Annotated in this window: 21 protein-coding genes; 11 read left to right on the top strand and 10 right to left on the bottom strand. The window is 40.3% G+C overall.

All coding sequences use genetic code 11. From position 1 onward, the window contains the following. Positions 1–27 precede the first annotated feature (27 nt). From ACK4EX_RS09685 to mtgA, 3 genes are read left to right on the top strand one after another with little or no spacing between them, the layout of a single operon-like run. Positions 28–1,350, top strand: a complete 1,323-nt coding sequence (locus ACK4EX_RS09685) for an MFS transporter (RefSeq protein ID WP_124397070.1) — start codon at positions 28–30, stop codon at positions 1,348–1,350. A gap of 7 nt (positions 1,351–1,357) precedes the next feature. Beyond that, positions 1,358–1,975, top strand: coding sequence for a Maf family nucleotide pyrophosphatase (locus tag ACK4EX_RS09680; RefSeq protein ID WP_409772246.1), 618 nt, complete (start codon positions 1,358–1,360; stop codon positions 1,973–1,975). Continuing rightward, positions 1,959–2,657, top strand: coding sequence for a monofunctional biosynthetic peptidoglycan transglycosylase (mtgA, locus tag ACK4EX_RS09675; protein WP_409772244.1), 699 nt, complete (start codon positions 1,959–1,961; stop codon positions 2,655–2,657). Before ACK4EX_RS09680 ends, mtgA begins: the two co-directional genes overlap by 17 nt. A 33-nt stretch (positions 2,658–2,690) precedes the next feature. On the opposite strand, the gene ACK4EX_RS09670 is transcribed toward mtgA, so the two are convergent. The 9 genes from ACK4EX_RS09670 to ACK4EX_RS09630 are packed head-to-tail and all read right to left on the bottom strand — an operon-like array spanning position 2,691 to position 11,245. Further along, positions 2,691–3,467, bottom strand: a complete 777-nt coding sequence (locus ACK4EX_RS09670; RefSeq protein WP_409772242.1) for an MBL fold metallo-hydrolase — start codon at positions 3,465–3,467, stop codon at positions 2,691–2,693. A gap of 6 nt (positions 3,468–3,473) precedes the next feature. Continuing rightward, positions 3,474–4,619 (bottom strand): 3,4-dihydroxy-2-butanone-4-phosphate synthase, encoded by a 1,146-nt coding sequence (ribB, locus tag ACK4EX_RS09665; protein ID WP_409772240.1) that lies wholly within the window; start codon positions 4,617–4,619, stop codon positions 3,474–3,476. Beyond that, the gene (locus tag ACK4EX_RS09660; protein ID WP_409772238.1) at positions 4,585–5,760 is read right to left on the bottom strand and encodes a glycosyltransferase; all 1,176 of its coding nucleotides are present in this window, start codon (positions 5,758–5,760) and stop codon (positions 4,585–4,587) included. Before ACK4EX_RS09660 ends, ribB begins: the two co-directional genes overlap by 35 nt. Positions 5,761–5,764: 4 nt before the next feature. After that, positions 5,765–6,709 carry an isopenicillin N synthase family dioxygenase gene (locus tag ACK4EX_RS09655; protein WP_409772236.1) on the bottom strand — a complete coding sequence of 315 codons (945 nt, stop codon included), beginning with the start codon at positions 6,707–6,709 and terminating at the stop codon, positions 5,765–5,767. Next, positions 6,687–7,388, bottom strand: a complete 702-nt coding sequence (locus ACK4EX_RS09650) for a hypothetical protein (RefSeq protein ID WP_409772235.1) — start codon at positions 7,386–7,388, stop codon at positions 6,687–6,689. The genes ACK4EX_RS09655 and ACK4EX_RS09650 overlap by 23 nt, the downstream gene beginning before the upstream one ends. A gap of 13 nt (positions 7,389–7,401) precedes the next feature. Further along, positions 7,402–8,211, bottom strand: coding sequence for a M48 family metallopeptidase (locus tag ACK4EX_RS09645; RefSeq protein ID WP_409772232.1), 810 nt, complete (start codon positions 8,209–8,211; stop codon positions 7,402–7,404). Beyond that, positions 8,208–9,146 (bottom strand): hypothetical protein, encoded by a 939-nt coding sequence (locus tag ACK4EX_RS09640; protein ID WP_409772230.1) that lies wholly within the window; start codon positions 9,144–9,146, stop codon positions 8,208–8,210. Before ACK4EX_RS09640 ends, ACK4EX_RS09645 begins: the two co-directional genes overlap by 4 nt. A 50-nt stretch (positions 9,147–9,196) precedes the next feature. Continuing rightward, complete coding sequence (locus ACK4EX_RS09635; RefSeq protein WP_409772228.1) at positions 9,197–10,225, bottom strand: endonuclease/exonuclease/phosphatase family protein; 1,029 nt, start codon at positions 10,223–10,225, stop codon at positions 9,197–9,199. Between the two features lie 12 nt (positions 10,226–10,237). Then, complete coding sequence (locus ACK4EX_RS09630) at positions 10,238–11,245, bottom strand: tetratricopeptide repeat protein (protein WP_409772226.1); 1,008 nt, start codon at positions 11,243–11,245, stop codon at positions 10,238–10,240. A gap of 202 nt (positions 11,246–11,447) precedes the next feature. On the opposite strand from ACK4EX_RS09630, the gene ACK4EX_RS09625 reads away from it, so the two are divergent. The 8 genes from ACK4EX_RS09625 to ACK4EX_RS09590 all read left to right on the top strand — a co-directional run bounded on the left by ACK4EX_RS09625 (position 11,448) and on the right by ACK4EX_RS09590 (position 17,058). After that, the gene (locus ACK4EX_RS09625) at positions 11,448–11,882 is read left to right on the top strand and encodes a SufE family protein (RefSeq protein WP_409772456.1); all 435 of its coding nucleotides are present in this window, start codon (positions 11,448–11,450) and stop codon (positions 11,880–11,882) included. 12 nt (positions 11,883–11,894) lie between these two features. Next, complete coding sequence (locus tag ACK4EX_RS09620) at positions 11,895–12,218, top strand: SUF system Fe-S cluster assembly protein (RefSeq protein ID WP_409772224.1); 324 nt, start codon at positions 11,895–11,897, stop codon at positions 12,216–12,218. 15 nt (positions 12,219–12,233) lie between these two features. After that, on the top strand, positions 12,234–12,737 hold the full coding sequence (locus ACK4EX_RS09615; protein WP_409772222.1) for a DUF2480 family protein: 504 nt from the start codon (positions 12,234–12,236) through the stop codon (positions 12,735–12,737). A gap of 176 nt (positions 12,738–12,913) precedes the next feature. Beyond that, positions 12,914–13,687, top strand: coding sequence for an alpha/beta fold hydrolase (locus ACK4EX_RS09610; RefSeq protein ID WP_409772220.1), 774 nt, complete (start codon positions 12,914–12,916; stop codon positions 13,685–13,687). Further along, complete coding sequence (locus ACK4EX_RS09605) at positions 13,684–14,289, top strand: SIS domain-containing protein (RefSeq protein ID WP_409772218.1); 606 nt, start codon at positions 13,684–13,686, stop codon at positions 14,287–14,289. Before ACK4EX_RS09610 ends, ACK4EX_RS09605 begins: the two co-directional genes overlap by 4 nt. A gap of 112 nt (positions 14,290–14,401) precedes the next feature. Further along, complete coding sequence (locus tag ACK4EX_RS09600) at positions 14,402–14,800, top strand: START-like domain-containing protein (protein ID WP_409772215.1); 399 nt, start codon at positions 14,402–14,404, stop codon at positions 14,798–14,800. 72 nt (positions 14,801–14,872) lie between these two features. Continuing rightward, positions 14,873–15,412 carry a phosphatase PAP2 family protein gene (locus ACK4EX_RS09595; RefSeq protein ID WP_409772212.1) on the top strand — a complete coding sequence of 180 codons (540 nt, stop codon included), beginning with the start codon at positions 14,873–14,875 and terminating at the stop codon, positions 15,410–15,412. Continuing rightward, the gene (locus tag ACK4EX_RS09590) at positions 15,409–17,058 is read left to right on the top strand and encodes an ArnT family glycosyltransferase (protein ID WP_409772210.1); all 1,650 of its coding nucleotides are present in this window, start codon (positions 15,409–15,411) and stop codon (positions 17,056–17,058) included. The genes ACK4EX_RS09595 and ACK4EX_RS09590 overlap by 4 nt, the downstream gene beginning before the upstream one ends. Positions 17,059–17,061: 3 nt before the next feature. On the opposite strand, the gene ACK4EX_RS09585 is transcribed toward ACK4EX_RS09590, so the two are convergent. Further along, positions 17,062–19,104: an ATP-binding protein gene (locus ACK4EX_RS09585; protein WP_409772208.1), complete on the bottom strand. Its 2,043-nt coding sequence runs from the start codon at positions 19,102–19,104 to the stop codon at positions 17,062–17,064. Positions 19,105–19,134 lie beyond the last annotated feature (30 nt).

Here is a 19,134-nt window from a genome sequence, read left to right as displayed (position 1 = left end):
CGCTATCTTAGCACGAAATTTAACTGCATGTACAGACGCAAATTGCCAAAAGAGCAATGGACGTGGGCCTTTTACGACTGGGCCAACTCGGTGTACTCACTGGTCATAGGCACGGCCATTTTTCCAATTTACTACGCTTCAGTGACAGGCAACGGAAATGCTACGGTTAAATTTCTTGGGAAAACATACGCCAATTCAGAGCTTTACAGCTATTCACTTTCCTGGAGTTTCCTGGTAGTTGCTATTATTTCACCTTTGCTCTCAGGCATTGCCGACTACACGGGCAACAAGAAATTTTTCCTGCGTCTTTTTTGCTATCTCGGCGCTTTGAGCTCCATGGCATTGTACTTTTTTACCGATCAGAATCAAGTGCTCATGGCACTCATATTCAGCTCTTTGGCAAGTATCGGATTTTGGGGGTCCATCGTTTTTTACAATTCTTATCTTCCCGAAATTGCTCCACCCGAACAGCACGATGAACTCAGCGCACGAGGGTATTCCTTAGGGTATTTCGGAAGCAGCATTCTTTTGATACTCAATCTCCTGACAATCACTTTTCCTGAAACATTTGGATTTAAAAATGCAGCACAGGCCACTCGATTCAGCTTTCTCACCGTAGGATTGTGGTGGGCAGGTTTTGCACAGATTACCTTTAACTATCTACCAAACTTTCCTCGCCGTCGTATGTACAGACGCGCCTATCTATTGGCCGGCTACATCCGTATTCGGCAGGTTTTTAAGCAAATATTGCGAATGCCTTACCTAAGGTTGTATTTGTTTGCCTTTTTCTTGTTCAGTGTCGGAGTTCAAACCATAATTCTGATCTCTACTCTTTTCGGCAGGCAAGAGCTAAAGCTGGAAACCCGCCAATTAATCCTGACCATTCTTCTGATTCAATTTTTCGGTATTGCCGGGGCTCAGCTCTTTGCCTTTATCTCCTCTAAGGTGGGAAACATTCGCGCCCTAATGGTCAATGTAAGTGTTTGGATTACAATAGCTACCATGGCTTACTTTCTCGATGCTTCAGATAAGTATGTGATTTACAAATTCTTTGCGCTCGGCAGTACAGTCGGTCTTGTAATGGGAGGCATCCAATCACTCGCGCGCTCTACTTACTCTAAGATGATACCACCCACTGAAAACACAACCAGCTTTTTTAGCTTTTACGACGTAACTGAAAAAATCGCCATTGTGATCGGCACGTTTCTATATGGAAAAGTCATTGGACTTACGGGAAATATGAAAACCTCAGCACTTCTTTTAGCCCTCTTTTTCTTGATGTCGATCATTTTCCTCTCTGGGGTTAAACTGCGCGAAGTGAAGAAAAAGAAAGCCTCCAGGTATATCTAACTGCCTTATGAAATCCATTCTGCTCGATTACGAACTACTACTTGGGTCAGCTAGCCCTCGCAGACATGAACTCCTTTACCTCATGAACTTGCCCTATCGAGTTGTAAAATTGCACGTGGACGAGAGCTATCCGCCCGAACTTGTTCGACAAGAAATCCCCGAATACCTCTCCCGTAAAAAGGCTCTTGCTTATTTCAAAAATCTACATCCCAACGAAATTCTTATCACAGCCGATACGATCGTTTGGCACAAAGACCACCCCCTCGAAAAACCACGCAAGCGAGAAGAAGCTATAGAGATGCTCAGAGAGCTCTCCTGCCAATGGCATCAAGTTTACACTGGTGTTACCCTATCGCATCCCAAACTGCAAACTACCTTTTCCGTTTGTACGGATGTCTTCTTTGAGCAATTAAACGATGAAGAAATTGAATTTTATGTAGATGATTACAAGCCCTTTGACAAAGCTGGCTCTTACGGCATGCAAGAGTGGCTAGGCATTGTAAAAGTGCGGGAAATCAAAGGCTCTTATACCAACGTAGTAGGACTACCCACCGCCGAATTGTACAAAAACCTCAAACAATTTATTGCGCTGATCAGAAAACTTGAAGATGAAGAAGCTGAGTAAGGTTTTGATTCGAATTTTCGTCTATTTTCTTATCATAACCCATGTTTTGGTTTGGCTGTATCGTTTTTTGCCCGTGCCCTTTACACCACTTATGGTCATACGCTATATAGAGCACTACAATGAAGGAATTCCCTTTCAATATAAATGGGTAAAAGCTAAAAATATAAGTCAACATGCATATCTGGCAGTCATAGTATCAGAGGATCAAAACTTTTTCAAACATTCAGGATTCGATTTTAAAGCCATTGAAAAGGCTATTGAACATAACAAGCGCAATATTCGTCGAAAGCGTGGAGCAAGCACTATCAGTCAGCAATTGGCTAAAAATCTTTTTCTTTGGCCCGGTCGAAGCTGGATTCGCAAAGGATTAGAAGCCTATTTTACTGTACTCATTGAGCTCTATTGGCCAAAAAAGAAAATTCTTTCAACTTACCTAAACGTCGTTGAAATGGGTAAAAACACTTTCGGGATAGAAGCTGCCGCTCGTAAATACTTCCGAAAGTCAGCAAGGCAACTCACAGCCGTCGAAGCCGCACAGATCATCGCCATACTTCCGAGTCCACGCCGATGGAGTGCAAATCCACCGGGGCCGTATGTTCAGCGTCGGGCAGCCTGGATACAACGACAGATGCGATTGTTTGGCGGGCTGATGTATCTTGAGCTAAATGAATGTTGTTATTAAACAACTGCCGATAATTTCTCGTATTGAACTCACTCAGCACTCTACAATCAAACCATCATATGCCAAAGATATATTAGCTGGAAGTAAGCGACTTACCTCTTCCTCCAGCCCCATATCGTGTGAAATGTGGGTTAGGAAAGTATGACTTGCCCCTACCCTCTTTGCCACATCGACTGCCTCATCGAGGGTAAAATGTGAATAATGTGGCTCTTTTCGCAGTGCATTGAGCACCAAATATTCAGATCCTTTTAAAAGATCATATGTCTTATCGGGAATTTGATTGGCATCGGTTATATAGCTAAAATTACCCACCCGGAAACCTAAAACAGGCCAATGACCATGCAACACAGGCAAGGGAATGACCAGAATTCCCTCTATTTCAAAGGGCTTCTGACCATCGATCTCTACCGCTGTGAGCTCAGGAGCTCCCGGATAGCGCTCTGCATCAGAGGCAAAAGCATAGGGAAACTGTTGGCGCACGGCTTTTAATACTCTACTTGTACCATACATCGGCATCGGCCTTTTTTGATTGAAAATCAATGGCCTGAGGTCATCAATCCCTGCGAGATGATCCATGTGTTCGTGGGTGAGAAGCACAGCATCTACCCGATCAAGCTGGTTTACCAGCATTTGCTGACGAAAGTCTGGACCAACATCGATTTGGAGATGAATATCGCCCACAACCATATGCACCGACGCGCGGGTTCGACGGTTGCGCGGATTGTGAGAGGTGCAAACGGGACACTTACAACCAATTACGGGTATTCCTTGCGATGTACCCGTACCCGTAAAAATGACCTTGCACCTCATCAGCGATTAAACATCAAAAGTTGTGTTATCCACAATTTCGAGCCCGTAGCCTACTACGCCGACGCGTTTTATGGGGTTGTTGGTCAGTAGTTTAACTTTTCGAATTTTTAAAAATCGCAATATCTGAGCTCCGATGCCAATATCGCGCGCATCGCGCGTAAAAGAGGGTTTGGTGTGCTCTGATTTTTCTTTGTAATATTTTATTACATCCAGAAGGTTATGCGTTGGATTGTTTGACTGATTTAAATAGACTATGGCACCTTTACCTTCTTTTGAAATGCGCTTAAGCGCTTTGTGCAACTGCTGAGAGGGATCAGCAAAAATGAGCGAAAGCAGATCAGCACCTGCAAGAGCTGAATGTATACGCACCATTACAGTTTCATCTTCTGTCCACTGGCCCATAGTGAGAGCCATGTGAATTTGGTGATTGGTGGTTTGTTCAAAAGCATAAAAGTGAAAAGGCCCGTATGGAGTCTGAATGTCAAAATGGTCGATCAATTGAATAAGCGACTCGTTTCTCATTCGATAGGCCACGAGATCTTCGATCGAGATGATTTTCAAATCGAATCGCTCAGCTATTTTTATCAACTGGGGCAGCCTAGCCATCGTGCCGTCGTCGTTCATGATCTCTACGATTACGCCGGCAGGTTTAAGCCCTGCTAATCGAGCTAAGTCTATAGCTGCCTCGGTATGACCCGTACGGCGCAATACGCCTCCGGGCCGTGCACGAAGGGGGAAAATGTGACCCGGGCGGGCAAAGTCTTCTGGCTTGCTGTTTTCATCGACCAGTGCGAGGATGGTGCGTGCCCTATCAGCAGCCGAAATCCCGGTGGTATTTCCACGTCCTTTTAAATCGACCGAAATGGTAAATGCCGTGTGATGTGGGTCAGTATTGTGTGTAACCATAGGAGGTAGGTCGAGCTCGTCGCAACGACTGTCAAGTAAAGGCACACAGATCAGGCCTCTGCCATAAATGGCCATGAAATTGATCATTTCAGGAGTTACCTTTTCTGCTGCCGCCACAAAGTCGCCTTCGTTTTCTCGATCCTCATCGTCCACCACGATCACTACTTTTCCCTTGCGAATGTCTTCAATAGCCTCTTCTATCGTATTTAACTTAGGCTTGGTTTCTGCGGGTGGGTTGCCAGACATTAGATTTTACGCCTTTGATATATTGAATAAGTCCTGTAAGCAGAGCAAAGTTCATATTCACAAAGTGATAGATAAAGACTGCAACTGCGAATTTTTGTTTCTTTTTTGAAAAAATCCTCCCCAAAAGACTAAAAAGTAAAAAAAGAACAGCCATTAACAGCGTAACACTGTAAAGTTTTTTTGTAGTAAAAATCACCAAAAGCAAATTGGAAGCCAGAGCTAGTAAGAACAGCACAGGTGTAATCCACCTCAAACCTTTATGCGACCAAAACACAAAGGCTAAATGCGCATTTGAATGAATGCATCGGAAAAAGTGGAAGAAATTCTGAAAATTGCCAATTGAAATTCTTTTCTTGCGTTGAAATTCCTCCTCGGGAATTGTGCTTACATCTTCATATCCAATAACTTCTGGGTGTAAATACGCTTTAAAGCCGTTGCAATATAAATGGAGAGTTTGAAAAAAATCTTCCATGTAGAAGTTTTTGGGGATTTGCTTAAAAAGTTCCTTTCTTATGGCATAAAACCCTCCTTCCAGACCCATCGGCAGTTGCCATAAAGCTGATTCGCGGTGACGAACAGTATTTTCCCAGGTTCGATAATAGTTTTCCTGCAGAGCTATGCCATGGGCGCTTTTTACCACAAAATGCAATGTACCCCCTACAGCTCCCAGTGTGGGTTGAGAAGTGAGCAGTGCCACAGCCTTTTTTATTGAGTCAGCCTCATGCAAAACATTTGCGTCTGTGCATACCAGTATATCAGCTGTACTATCAGCGGCAAGTTTATTAATGATACCGGCCTTGCCGGTACGCTGCTCAAAACGCACCAGTCGAATGGAAATGCCGTTTTTTTTACTAAATTCTTCAACAATTTCATCGGTGCGATCAGTAGAGGCATCTGAGCCAACCGTCACAGTGAGCAGCTTAGCAGGGTAAGTAGTTTGAATTAGAGACTGTAACTTTGATGCAATTACAACCTCTTCGTTGTGTGCTGCAAAGATGACTTCTACCTTTGGCCATTCTTCACATTCGGCCAATTCAGCAATTTTTTCAGCTGGTAAGATTTTCAGCAGCCAGCTGTATCCTTTGTAAGTGTAAAATACAGAGGCTAACGAACCCCAAAACAAAACTTCCGGCAGCCACATCAGGCTATTTCTTCAATCCGATTTCGCGCAAGCGCTCATCGAGATATTCACCTGCAGTGATGTCGTCGTAAGCCTTGGGACGATCGTCAGAAATACACTGAGGTAAACAATTCAGTGGCATTGACGATATCGGATGCAGAAAGAATGGGATCGAATATCTTGGCTCGTGCCACTCTTCTCTTGGTGGATTTACAACGCGATGTGTCGTGGAGCGCAGCACATTGTTAGTAAGCCGCTGGAGCATATCTCCAACATTTACAATAATTTGTTCCGGCAAAGCAGTTACAGCGATCCATTCACCTTTTTTATTCAGTACCTCAAGCCCAGCAGCAGAAGCCCCCATCAAAAGGGTAATAAGATTGATATCCTCGTGTTGGGCTGCGCGAACAGCATCTTCAGGCTCTTGTGTGATTGGCGGATAGTGAATAGCTCTAAGAATGCTGTTTCCATTGTGTACATATCGATCGAAGTACGTTTCTTCTAAACCTAAATAAAGTGCAATAGCCCTTAAAATTTGTATGCCTGTATTTTCGAGCGTTTTATACACTTCACGTCCTACCTCATTGAATCCTTCAATTTCGGTCACTTCTACATTCGGTGGGTACACTTCACCCTCTACCGGCTCAGTAATCCATTGACCAAACTGCCAAAATTCCTTTAAGTCCCCTTTATTAAATCCCTTAGCATGCTCTTTGCCAAATGGGGTATAGCCACGTTGCCCCGCCAAACCAGGGATTTCATATTTTTTTTTGACCTCTTCAGGCAGCGCAAAAAAGGCCTTTACTTTTTCATAGAGTTTGTCGCGCAGCTCATCGCTAAGTCCGTGATTTTTAACGGCTACAAAACCGATTTCTTCGTATGCCTTGCCAAGTTTTTCGACAAATGCTGCCTTTTGAGCCGGATTGTTAGATAAAAATTCTGCTAAATCAACTGTCGGAATTGCTGTCATACTTCGATGTTCCATTTAAAGCGTGTTCATCTAAATCGATATATCCAAATAGAAAGAGCAGCAGGCTCAACCCATAAAACAACATCGCTAAAGGCACCAAAAAGGGAACTTTTTCTCGAAATGTGCAGAATCCCAGTAAATGATTTGAGATAGACAGCCCAAAAAGCCCCCCGATTATGTAGAATTTTTTCTTTAACTCTGATCTATAGAGAAAAGTGGTAAAAGACATCAAAACAAAGGAAACGACAAAGATGATAAATATGAATCGGTTTGATTGTAAACCTTTTAAGATATAGAGATAAGACAAAAAACCGTTTATAACAGCGACAATTATTCCTGTTAAAACGTTTTTCTTTTTCCATTCAGCGCGGATCAAAGGCAAAATAGCCAGAAACAAAAAGGCTGCAGAATACGAAAACATGGGAATATCAAACCTACAAGGATCGTACTGCGGACTAATCATCATTAGTACATTTCCGAAGAGAAAAAATGTAAAGGATGACGAGAGAAAAATGTTTATTAGCGTATTTTTATTAAAGTAAAAATTGTATAACAAAACAGACAGTGGAATTAGTAATTTGGTAAAAAACAGCAATGAAAAATCTTTAGCTACAGCTTGGGCCGCCACATGAGCAAGCAGCACTGCTGCGTAGATCTTAATAAAATCCTTGATTTTCAATGACTACTGAATTTTAAGGTTTATAATATTTCATAGCTTCAGGAATCTGAGCATTTATATCTCTGATTCTCCGTTCGTTTGAAGGGTGGGTACTTAAAATCTCAGGAGGTTTCTGACCACCGCTTAGATTCGACATGCGTTCCCAGAATTTTGGAGCTTCTCGCGGGTCATATCCCGCCATAGCCATAAAGATGAGCCCCAATCGATCAGCCTCACTTTCGTGCAATCTAGAATATGGAAGTATCGCACCTAAAGTTGTTCCAACACCATATGCACCTAAAAAGATGGCCTGTGTCTCAGCTGGTTTGTCACGCAGCGCAACAGCGAGCGCCATGCCCCCAAATTGCTGTAGCATGGCTTGTGACATGCGTTCATTGCCGTGCTGAGCAATGGCATGGGCAACTTCATGCCCCATCACCACTGCCACGCCTGTTTCATCTTTACAAATCGGAAGAATTCCGGTGTAAAAAGCTACTTTGCCTCCTGGCATGCACCACGCATTCACTACATCGCTTTTTATGAGAATAAATTCCCATTCAAATCCATTTAAAAGCTGTGACTGGCCATTGGCATTTAGATATTCTTCTACAGCTTTCTGAATACGGCGACCTACGCGCTCTATCATCTGGGCTTCAGGTGTGCCTTTGATTACTTGTTCTTTTTGTTTAATCTGCTGATATTGTGAAAAACTCAAAGCATTAAGCTCCGAGGCAGGTAAGAAAGCTAATTGCTTCCTTCCGGTAAGAGGCACTCTTTTACAAGTAACGGTAGTAAGAACGAGAATCAATATCCATATAGGTACCTTTTTGATGCGTTTTTTCATCGAATTCGGGTTTGATAAGAGTTTTCTAATCGAATTTGCTGATCGCCGTCTTCTTTTCTAAATACCATAGTCACTACATACAGATTGGCAGCTACCTCTGAAGCCGGAGTTTTGGGAAGTTTGAATCTCAAAGGTGTTTGCTGCAAGCCAAAAATGTCGCCGGCATCAAAACTTCTGCCGAAAATATTGATGGTATCGAGCAGGAGACCCGGAGCAAAAGCCACTGAATCAGTTGAGAGCAATACCCGATAGTGCATCACGGGATCCCCCTTACGCACTACTACACGCGATGTATCTCTCAGCGATTTAACGTCTAATGCATAAGAAAGTCTTCCATTTGAAATTTCAGTAACCCCTGGAAGTGGCTGTGTGCTGAAATTTACTCCACCTCCGTAATCTTTTGGTTCAAAATCGCCTAACAAATAAGATGTGATGTAAAAGGAAGATGTGTAGAAAAAATCCAAAATTTTCACCTTGGCCCGCACTTCATAGTAATCGCCCTTATCAGCCACCAAGTGATTTACTCCAACATTGGGAGAACGGTTTGAAACAAGGTCAATTTTTTCGGCCAGATCTAAATCGACAAATTCATTGTTGAGATGTAAAGCTGGAACAGGAGGTTTTTTGAAAAAAGTATTGATAACGCTGTCAGTCACTCCGGCTTTGTAGGCTACATTATTTTGAGAGGGAATATTCATCATGAATATCCTACCGGGCAGATAATCGTTGTAAACTTGAAAAAGAGCAGCAGCGCCTCCAGAATTCGGATCATTCGGACCAAAAGTATTGGTAAGTAAAATAAAGGTCTTTTCTTCAATCGGCAGGCTTAATAAAGGATCACCATTGGCATCGTCATTTGAGCTTTCTCTTTTACAGCTTGTAAGAATTAGTAAAAAAGAAAAAAATAATAATGATATTTTCGTGACAGATTTCATCTATAATGCGTATTTAAGGCAAAAATGCAACACTGAAGCAATTTTACAAATCATTTTTTCAATATCACATCAATGTAAACAGGCAGGTGATCGCTAAATCCTCCATTGAATTTAAAACCGATAAATTGCCTGTAAGGCATTTTGCCTGGATAGCGATTGTCATCTTCCAGCAAAAAATCAGCTTTAAAAACATTTGCCCTGCCTTCAGCCACTTGCAGTTTTCCTAACCCATCCATCAAAGGCTTAGAAACGATGATTTGATCCAAGAATCCCCACCTGCCTTGAAAACGGTGGCTGCCCTCCCCTGCCGGCATATCAAGCATGAGGTTAATCAATTGTACTTCCCGATCAACCTTTCTACCAGCACCTAAAATTTTCGACAAACTGATATCTTCAGGCTCGTCATTAAAGTCGCCCATTATCAATACATTGGCACTCTTTACCACAGCCATTATACTGTCAGTTTTAGTGCGAAGCGTACGGGCAGCGGCAATTCTGTTGGGTTCACTGGCGGAAGCACCCCCCAATCTAGATGGCCAGTGGTTTACAAAGATGTGCACGGTATCAACTCCGGCCAGTAAGCCTTTTACATATAAAATATCTCGTGTTGCGAAATCAGGCTTGTTATCCACTCGTACTCTCAAAGGCTCTGAATACAAAAGTGTAAAAATTCCGTCGCGATAGAAAAGACCAACATCAATACCCCTGCGGTCAGGCGATTCATAATGAACTACCTGGTACTTACCGTCACGTATGATGGGATGACGTGCCAACTCTTCTAAGACCAATCGATTTTCAATTTCACAAAAACCAATAATAGCTGGCAACTGACCTGCGCCTACAGCGCGAATCACTTTGGCAATTTTAGAGGTCTTCTCCCGCCAGCGGTATTCCGTCCAACGATAGTTGCCTTCTGGTGTGAAGTCGTTGTCGTTCTTCTCTGGGTCGTCATATGGGTCAAAAAGGTTTTCAACGTTGTAAAACATGACCCTGTACAGTTCACCCCGTGCTGCCTGGCCGTAAGAATTGAACGCAACTACGACCAGGCTGATAAAGAAAATAAGATGCTTTTTTCTCACCTACTTTTTCTTTTAATATCTGCCAAATCGCTTAAGGCTTTCAGCCGCTGGGGTGTATTCTGGATTGAGCGTAAGTGCGTGCGTGTAGTCTTCGATTGCGGCTTTCGCATTGCCAAGCATTTCATTTGTATAACCACGGCCGTAATACGCCTTAAACGACTCCGGATTTGCTTTCACTGCTTTGTCGAAATATTCACGCGCAATGGAGTAATTTTTCGTCTCTACATGAATAAATCCCATGTTAAAGTAGCTATCTTCATCTTTAGGATTAATCATTGTAGCCTTAGTAAACATATCCATGGCCTCATTAAACTTTCCAAAGCGCATGTAGGCGTAACCAAGTTTGTAAATCAGGTCATGTCTATTTGGGCTGTAATCCAAAGCATTCTGTAAATATTTGATCGCTAGCGGATCACCTTTTGCTGTAAGAAGCACTCCCATCATATCAAGCGCGTCAACATAATCTTCTTTGATTTCAATAGCTCGCTGAATCGACAGCAGTGCGCGGTCTGTATCACCATATAAATCTCTAATTACTACACCCATCATAAAGTGTGCATTCGCATTCGTCTTGTTTTTTTCTAAAACTACTTTAAGGTGTTCCATAGCAGCTTCTAAATCTTTTACAGCAAGGTATAGTTCAGCTAATCGCATCCTGCACACTTCGTTATTTGGGTCCTGCTCCACACACTTAAGCCAGCTGTCGCGCGAAGCGCGCGTTCTGTTGAGCACGTAATACACATCTCCCCGTATCAACTGCACTCTTATGTGATTAGAATCGAGCAGCCAAGCTTTGTCGATATCTTCAAGTGCTTCCTTAAACTTTCGTTCATCCAGATACATGGAAGCCCTCTCGGCCAGATACACGGCATTTTCTGGATTTTTTTCAATCAAAGCCGTCAGACTATCAATAGGAGTTTTCGGTTGTACAACAGTCTCTTCAGCTGTTTCATGATTGCTTTTGCAAGCCTCTATCGCAAGAACAACAAGTGTACTCGCTAGTAGCAAATATCGATTCATATTACAAAGTTCTCGACTCTAAAAAAAACAACAATATCAATATATAGATTTTAAAACTTTCTTATCAATAGTCCGAATTTTGAAATTATTCAAATTTTATCCTACTCAAACCCGATAAGACAATATTTCTTACCAATTCTTTTGTGAATAATGACATTTGGGACAATCAGGCGACCGACCTATTTTTGTAGAAAAATTCGACATGCCCTCCATTGCTGAAGTTCAAGAAGAAATAGTTCAAGAGTTCGAAATGTTTGACAACTGGGAACAGAAGTACGAATACATCATCGAGCTCGGCAAAGAACTTCCTCTCATCGACCCTAAATACAAAGTTGACGAAAACCTCATCAAAGGCTGTCAAAGTCGCGTGTGGCTACACGCCTACCTCGACGATAATGGTCGAATCCGCTACACAGCCGATAGCGATGCAATAATCGTAAAAGGCATAGTAGCCCTTCTGATACGCGTTTTCGACAATCAATTGCCTCAAGACATAGTAGATGCAGACATTCACTTTATAGAAAAAATTGGCCTTAAACAGCACCTATCACCTACACGAGCCAATGGTCTATTGGCAATGATCAAGCAAATGAAATATTACGCACTAGCTATCAGCCAACTCACCCAACCTAGCTAAATCAATACTGCTATGCTTACCGACGATCAAATGCAAGAGCTTGCCGACCAAGTGGTAGAAGTTTTGCGAAACATCTACGATCCCGAAATTCCTGTCAACATATACGATCTGGGTCTCATTTACGACCTTAAAATAAGCGACCACGGCGAAGTGGACATTCTCATGACACTCACCTCGCCAAACTGCCCGGTAGCTGAAACATTACCTACAGAAGTACAAGAAAAAGTACGTACCCTCGACGTGGTTACCGATGTAAAAGTGCAAATCACCTTCGATCCTCCCTGGCACAAAGACATGATGAGTGAAGAAGCCAAGCTCGAACTCGGAATTTTCTGAAGTACAAAACCACCTATGGAAATAATTCAAAATAAAGTAGCCGAGAGTGGCCTGATCAATCTCAGCCTCAAAGAACTCCTCTATCAGGCTGATGTCCAAGTACTCGACATCGCCGGGTGGCTTTATGAAGGCATCATTTTGCGCGAAGACGACTTTAAGTCACACATTCGATCATACCTTTGGTCTCGACATTCAGGTCGCACAGTAGTGCTCACTTGCAGCTCCGATGCTATCGTGCCTATGTGGGCCTGGATGCTCATATCCAGCAAATTAGAAGAGCATCAAGCGCGCTCGATTTACTCCGACCCACAAGACCTTGAAAAAACCAAACTGCTCGCTGCTATCGCCGATCTACCTTTAGAGCCCTATAGAGGTCAACGCGTGCTCATTAACGGCTGTCAGCATCCCGCCATCACGCCGGCTGCTTTTGCCGCCATTACCCAAAGACTACAAACAGTCGTTCGCTCTCTTATGTATGGCGAGGCTTGCTCCAACGTACCAATCTTCAAAAGAAAATAAATTTTTTCTAATTTCATTTAGGCGTGCCATTATTAAAGCGTATACGCGCTCTCTTATAAATCCGGTTTTAGTTACACAAGACGGATTCAGCTGGCTTCGTCTGGATTTATCCAACTTCCATTACTCCCCGCAAGGCTCACTGCGTTCGCCATTACATTTGCCCACCATTCTTTTCAATGATGAAACTTTACAGCAAAATTTATGGGTCAGGCAAAGCTCAAAAGCTCATTGTTCTGCATGGCCTATTTGGAATGGGCGATAATTGGGCCTCTCTTGCGCGTCGTTGGGCAGAAGAAACGCAAATCGAAGTACACCTACTTGACATGCCTAATCACGGTCGATCATACAAAACCGAACACTTCGACTACGAAACTATGGCTGCCGACGTATTGGAATACCTTGAAACAAATCACTTAACACCCTCCAACTTACTCGGTCACTCAATGGGCGGCAAAACCGCCATGCTTCTGGCCACCTTGCGCCCAGATGTAGTGGAGCGACTCATCGTGGTGGATATAGCCCCGCGATACTATCCCGTACATCACACCCTCATCATCGATGCTCTGCGTTCGCTTAATCTCAAAACCGATAGCCGCTCCGATGTCGAAGAACAACTCGCACAAAAAATTCCCCAACCCGACATCCGGATGTTTCTACTCAAAAGCCTACACCGCACCCCCGATGGCTTTGAATTTCGATTCAACCTCGACGTGATAGCTGAAAAAATCGAAGAAGTAGGCCGCGCCTTACCTGAATACGCAATTTATCAAGGCCCTACCCTCTTCATTCGCGGCAACCGCAGCGATTACATTCGCGACGGCGATATCCCCCTCATTTCGAAACATTTTCCTAATTCCCGAGTTGAAACAATCAGCGATGCCGGTCACTGGGTTCATGCCGAACAACCCGATAAAGTTTTTAACTTAGTTGCTCAATTTCTTACGGAATGAACAAAGACATCCAAACATATTTACATAACTCCCTAAATGCTATAAATCTAATTCCTCTTGATAAGGTAGCTGATCTGGCCGAAGCCATCTTGTACACTTACAACGAAGGGAGTACTATTTATACAATGGGCAATGGCGGTAGCGGTGCCACAGCTTCACACGTAGCAGGCGATTATGTAAAAGGGGCCTCCTTCGGCCTGGAAAAACGTTTCCGATTCATTTGTCTGAACGACAATATCCCAGCCCTAATGGCTATTTCAAACGACATCAGCTACGAAGCCATCTTCGAAGAGCAACTCAAAAACTTCGCTCGACCCGGCGATTTAGTGATAGGTCTCTCAGGTAGTGGCAACTCAAAAAACGTTGTAAATGCACTCCAATGGGCCAAAAATCAAGGCATAAAAACGGCTGCACTCACCGGTTACAAGGGTGGACAATGCGCCCAAATAGCCGATATCAGCATTCACATTCCAGTTGCTGACATGGAAATTGTTGAAGACCTCCACATGATGACGTTTCATGCCATAAAGCGATATATCACTAACACCCTTCTTGGCGAAAATCCGGGCATGGGCGCTGTTTACGACCAGCGAATCAAATAAATATTGATTTATTCACATTTTTTTGACCCAGGTTATTGTAGATTTTTTGATTTTTCTATATTCGGCCGATTTTTAATACCAAAACTAAACTGTTTTTAAAAAAAGTTAGTCAATGGCTGAAGCTCAAAAAGTAAAATTTGAACTCGAATTTCCCGTGAAATGCTCAAAACCACTGCTGTTTCAATATCTCAGTACTCCCAATGGTTTGGCTGAATGGTTTTGTGACGATGTCAATAACAAAGGAGATAACTATACCTTCATTTGGGGCGATACAGAACAAAAAGCCAAAATGATCGGTAAAAGACCTGAACAGTTTGTTCGCTTCCGCTGGGAAGAAGACGAACAAGCAGGTAATAAATACTTCTTTGAGTTCAAACTAGTAGAAGACGAAATAACCAATGACCTCTCACTCTGGGTAATTGATTATGCGTACGAAGACGAACTCGAAGAGTCTAAAAAGCTATGGAACAGCCAGATAGGAGACTTACTTCACCTTCTTGGCTCCAACTAAATGACCTCACAACTCAAAATACCAATCTCATTTCTGGTTCCTTCGGCGGTCTTTATCGCAGTCACTCTTTTCTTGTCCCTTTTTTTCGACAAGGTCGAATTGCATCTGGCACTGAATAGCTGGAAGCATCCTCTTTCCGACGTTTTTTTTAAATTCATCACACACCTTGGCGATGGGCTTATCTTTCTGCCTTTTATCCTGTATTTTGGATTAAAAAAAAACCGGGAATATTTCTTGCTTTACTCCACTGCAGCAGTTATCACACTGATTGTAACAGCCCTTGGAAAATCCGTTCTTTTTCCAAACATTGATCGCCCCATTCTGGAAATTGGTGCTGATAAGCTTAAACTCGTAGAAGGAGTACGTATGCATAAAAAATACAGTTTTCCCTCAGGTCACACGATGGCCGCATTTGCATTTTGGAGTTTAGTAGCTGTAATCGCACCTAAAAAATTAGGCTATTTGTTTGCCCTCATAGCTATTTTGGTGGGAATCAGCCGGGTATATTTATCACAACATTTTATACCTGATGTGGCAGCTGGTGGTCTTTTAGGTATATTGATATCGCATTTTTGTGTGCGATTAGTCAACATTTTTAATCCAAAAGAATGAGATTTTTTAAAAATCTTGTTGTAGCTATTGCTGTATCATCATTGCTTTTCATTCCTTTTATTGGCAAAGTTCATTTATTTGATTGGGATGAAATAAATTTTGCAGAAATAGCCCGCGAAATGGTTGTTTCTGGCAATTATTTAAATGCACAAATCGACTTCCGACCCTTTACAGAAAAACCACCCTTTTTTATGTGGCTTCAGGCCATAAGCATGCATTTATTTGGAGTAAGTGAATTTGCGGCTCGTTTACCCAACGCCTTTCTTGGAATACTCGTTTCGGCTTTTTTGCTTTGGTTCGGAAAAAGAATTATTTCCCTTCAATTTGCTTGGATATGGGTTGTTATGTGGTGGGCATCTATTTTACCCCATTTGTACTTCAAAAGTGGAATAATAGATCCTTGGTTCAACTTTTTGATTTTTCTTTCTTTTATTAGCATAATTAGTCATTATCATTCCTATAATAAATCTTCAAAATCGATATCTAAACTTTTACTTGCAGGGCTGTTTAGTGGTCTTGCCATATTGACTAAAGGACCAGTCGCTTTACTTGTCATTTCTCTGGTAGCATTTGTTTATTGGATTTTTGAACGCTTCAGATGGTATTTACCGTTTTGGCATTTTATTGTCTATCTACTCACCAGCTTAGGTACATTTGGAGTTTGGCTCTTAATTGATTACAGCCTCAACGGACCCGAATTTTTAATTGAATTTACCATTCGACAATGGGAATTACTTACTACACCAGATGCCGGTCACAGAGGCTTCTTTGGTTATCACATTGTTGTACTTCTTTTTGGATGTTTCCCTGCCTCAGTATTTTTTACAGCCTGGTATTTTGACAAGAAAAACCGTCAAATATTTGACCTAATAACAAGAGATTATATTCGATGGATGTCTATATTATTTTTCGTTGTTTTAATTCTATTTTCCATAGTTAAAACGAAAATAGTTCATTACAGTAGTTTAGCCTATTATCCGCTCACTTTTATAGCTTCCATTCATATTTATCAAAACATTCGCCAAAAGAATTCATTTTCCTTATTTTCCAAGATATTATATGTTTTTATTTCAATGATCATTCTTATAACATCTTTAGTGTTTTCATTATTTCCTTATTTAAAATCTTTTCTCATTCTGAAAATTCAAGATGACTTTGCTAAAGAAAATTTACAGGCTGATTTCGTTCAATGGCCCTGGTTAGATTTTATACCTCCTCTGGCAGCTATTTTGTTTTTACTTTTAGGAATGCGTTTTTTAAAGAATAAGAAAAAAAAATATTTATATCTCACCTCTTTGTTACAAATAATTTGGATTCAAACAACCTTATATGCCTTTGTAGGAAACATTGAACGAATTTCACAAAGAGCAAATATTGAATTCTTTAAATCTCTTAAAAATAAAGATATATATGCAGCTACTTTCAAATACAAGAGCTATGCACAATATTTTTACACAGAGTGTAGCAAAGCGACTAATTCAAATAAATATAATCCCCTTTGGCTGGAAACGGGCAATGTAGATAAACCCGTGTATTTTTCCGTTAGAAAATACCACATCAAACAGTTTGAAGAATCGGTAAAAGATGCTGAATTTCTTTATTCAAATAACGGGTTTTATTTTTACGTGAGAAATCCTAAAAAATAAGATTTATTTAGGAAACTCTACCATTACGGTAGTTCCTACTCCAACAGTTGATTTTATGGAAATTTTCCCCCGGTGGTAGTCCACTATGCGTTTTACAATGCTCATACCTAAACCGTGAGAAGGCTCATTATTGGTTCCTTTTCTAGAAGCTTTGGTAAAGGCTTCAAACAGGCTGCCTAGCATTTTTTCTGGTATTCCAATTCCTTTATCTTCTATTTCAAGTTTTACTGCATCATCCATATTTTCTAATCTAATATCTATAGTGCTGTTATTTTGACTAAATTTTAAAGCATTACTCAGTAAATTTTGAATCAATCTTTTAAATAAAATTTTTTCAGTTTTTACATAGTTTTCACACTGTGTATAATTGATTTGTATTTTCTTTTGATCATAAATAAGTTTTAACTCTTCAATAGTTTGAACAATAACTGGATTTACATCAACATTCTCAAAATTTTTTTCGTTTCTGTTTAGCTCTGTTTTTACAAAATCAATAATGTCATTAATCACTTCATTAGAAGTATTTGTTAAGTCATTGAGATGGGTATCAAATTCTTCAGGTGTAATAGAATTATCTTTTCGCAATTCGTTTAATGATTTAATAGATAAAATAGGACCACGAAGATCATGAGCTACCATACCCATTATAGAAGATTTTTGAATGTTTGCTTTTTCGAGTTCATTATTAATTTTTTGTAGCTCTGAATTGTAGGATTCGATAATCACATTTCGCTGTTTAATTTTAGAATAGAAAAAGAGATACATTAAGATGGTAAATACCAAAACAGTGATAATGATGAGAAAAATCAATTTATTAAATTCTTCTTTTTGAAGTATCTTTTCTTGTTTTAACCTTTCATTTTCTAATTGAAGTGTATATTTTTGATCGATTAGGTCCATATATTTTTCAAAGAATTTTTTACTTCTGTTTATTTTTTCAAAATTTTTCGTTGCCTCTTCATAAATTTTAATGTAGTAAATCGATTTTACTTTATCTCTAGGCAGGTAATATTTTAATGCATTAAATGAAATATCAGCAATAATTTTGTGAATGTCATATTCCTGAATTTTATTGAAATACAGGTTCATGTAATTAAGAGCACTGTCGTATTGTTGTAAATTGAAATAAGTATTTATTAGATGGCCGGCGGTAATATAGGCATCCTTGTTATCAAATGTGGGTTGTATATTTATTTCAATGGATTTTTTTAAAAGTTCAATTCCTTCTTTTGATTTACCAGTCAAAATATATATCTGGCCTAAATTTCCGTAAAGTACGCCCTTAGCTTCATGTATAAAGCGAATTATTTCTTCATATTCATCTTCAAAATATCTACTTTTGTTTTTTAGTATGTATTTTTCAGAATTATCTATGTAATACTTACAAGTCAGAAAGTAATATTTTGCATTTTTATAATCGCCCATCTTCATGTAGCACAGGCCAATATTTGAGTAAATTTCTTGAAGGCGATTGAAAATATATGAAGAGTCAGGAAGAAAGAAGAAATACGGAATACTTTTAAAAAAGAATTCCGTTGCTTTCAGGTAGTTTTCTTGGCGATATAATATTTGTGCAGCCTGATAATTAGAAATAGAAAGTAACGAAGAATCTTGCATTTGTTCATAAGATGCGAATTTAAAAAATTCGTCAATGGCCTTATCTAAAGAATCAAAAAGTAAGAAGTAAATTCCGGTATATTGATTTTTTTGAATATCGAGATAATCATTATCAGTTATGAGCTTAGAATTTAAATCGAAGTAGTGAAATAATAGCGGTAGATTATTCTCTAAATAAGATTTTCGGATGTATAGAAAATTTTTTACAATTTCACGCTCATCCAAATAATCTGAATCTGGAATTTCATTAATTTTCTTAAGTAGCTGTTCAATTGACTTTTGATCACCAAAAGATCGAACAACAGAGATTCTTCTAATCAAATAGTTATTCAGACTATCATTGTTAGTAAGTCTATACTGTGCATTACTTGAAAAAGTTAATATATTAAGCAGAAAAACAATGTAAAAAGAATTTCGAAGACCTATCACATAGTTATTTTTTAAAAGTAATTATTGGTA

This window comes from Thermaurantimonas sp., from assembly GCF_046299575.1.
GTDB lineage: Bacteria > Bacteroidota > Bacteroidia > Flavobacteriales > Schleiferiaceae > Thermaurantimonas.
This window is presented reverse-complemented; position numbering and strand designations above follow the sequence as displayed.

Coding starts and splice junctions, on each gene's coding strand:
- ACK4EX_RS09685 (WP_124397070.1), top strand. CDS start 28: ATGTACAGACGCAAATTGCCAAAAGAGCAATGGACGTGGGCCTTTTAC.
- ACK4EX_RS09680 (WP_409772246.1), top strand. CDS start 1,358: ATGAAATCCATTCTGCTCGATTACGAACTACTACTTGGGTCAGCTAGC.
- mtgA (WP_409772244.1), top strand. CDS start 1,959: ATGAAGAAGCTGAGTAAGGTTTTGATTCGAATTTTCGTCTATTTTCTT.
- ACK4EX_RS09670 (WP_409772242.1), bottom strand. CDS start 3,467: ATGAGGTGCAAGGTCATTTTTACGGGTACGGGTACATCGCAAGGAATA.
- ribB (WP_409772240.1), bottom strand. CDS start 4,619: ATGTCTGGCAACCCACCCGCAGAAACCAAGCCTAAGTTAAATACGATA.
- ACK4EX_RS09660 (WP_409772238.1), bottom strand. CDS start 5,760: ATGTGGCTGCCGGAAGTTTTGTTTTGGGGTTCGTTAGCCTCTGTATTT.
- ACK4EX_RS09655 (WP_409772236.1), bottom strand. CDS start 6,709: ATGACAGCAATTCCGACAGTTGATTTAGCAGAATTTTTATCTAACAAT.
- ACK4EX_RS09645 (WP_409772232.1), bottom strand. CDS start 8,211: ATGAAAAAACGCATCAAAAAGGTACCTATATGGATATTGATTCTCGTT.
- ACK4EX_RS09640 (WP_409772230.1), bottom strand. CDS start 9,146: ATGAAATCTGTCACGAAAATATCATTATTATTTTTTTCTTTTTTACTA.
- ACK4EX_RS09630 (WP_409772226.1), bottom strand. CDS start 11,245: ATGAATCGATATTTGCTACTAGCGAGTACACTTGTTGTTCTTGCGATA.
- ACK4EX_RS09625 (WP_409772456.1), top strand. CDS start 11,448: ATGCCCTCCATTGCTGAAGTTCAAGAAGAAATAGTTCAAGAGTTCGAA.
- ACK4EX_RS09620 (WP_409772224.1), top strand. CDS start 11,895: ATGCTTACCGACGATCAAATGCAAGAGCTTGCCGACCAAGTGGTAGAA.
- ACK4EX_RS09615 (WP_409772222.1), top strand. CDS start 12,234: ATGGAAATAATTCAAAATAAAGTAGCCGAGAGTGGCCTGATCAATCTC.
- ACK4EX_RS09610 (WP_409772220.1), top strand. CDS start 12,914: ATGATGAAACTTTACAGCAAAATTTATGGGTCAGGCAAAGCTCAAAAG.
- ACK4EX_RS09605 (WP_409772218.1), top strand. CDS start 13,684: ATGAACAAAGACATCCAAACATATTTACATAACTCCCTAAATGCTATA.
- ACK4EX_RS09600 (WP_409772215.1), top strand. CDS start 14,402: ATGGCTGAAGCTCAAAAAGTAAAATTTGAACTCGAATTTCCCGTGAAA.
- ACK4EX_RS09590 (WP_409772210.1), top strand. CDS start 15,409: ATGAGATTTTTTAAAAATCTTGTTGTAGCTATTGCTGTATCATCATTG.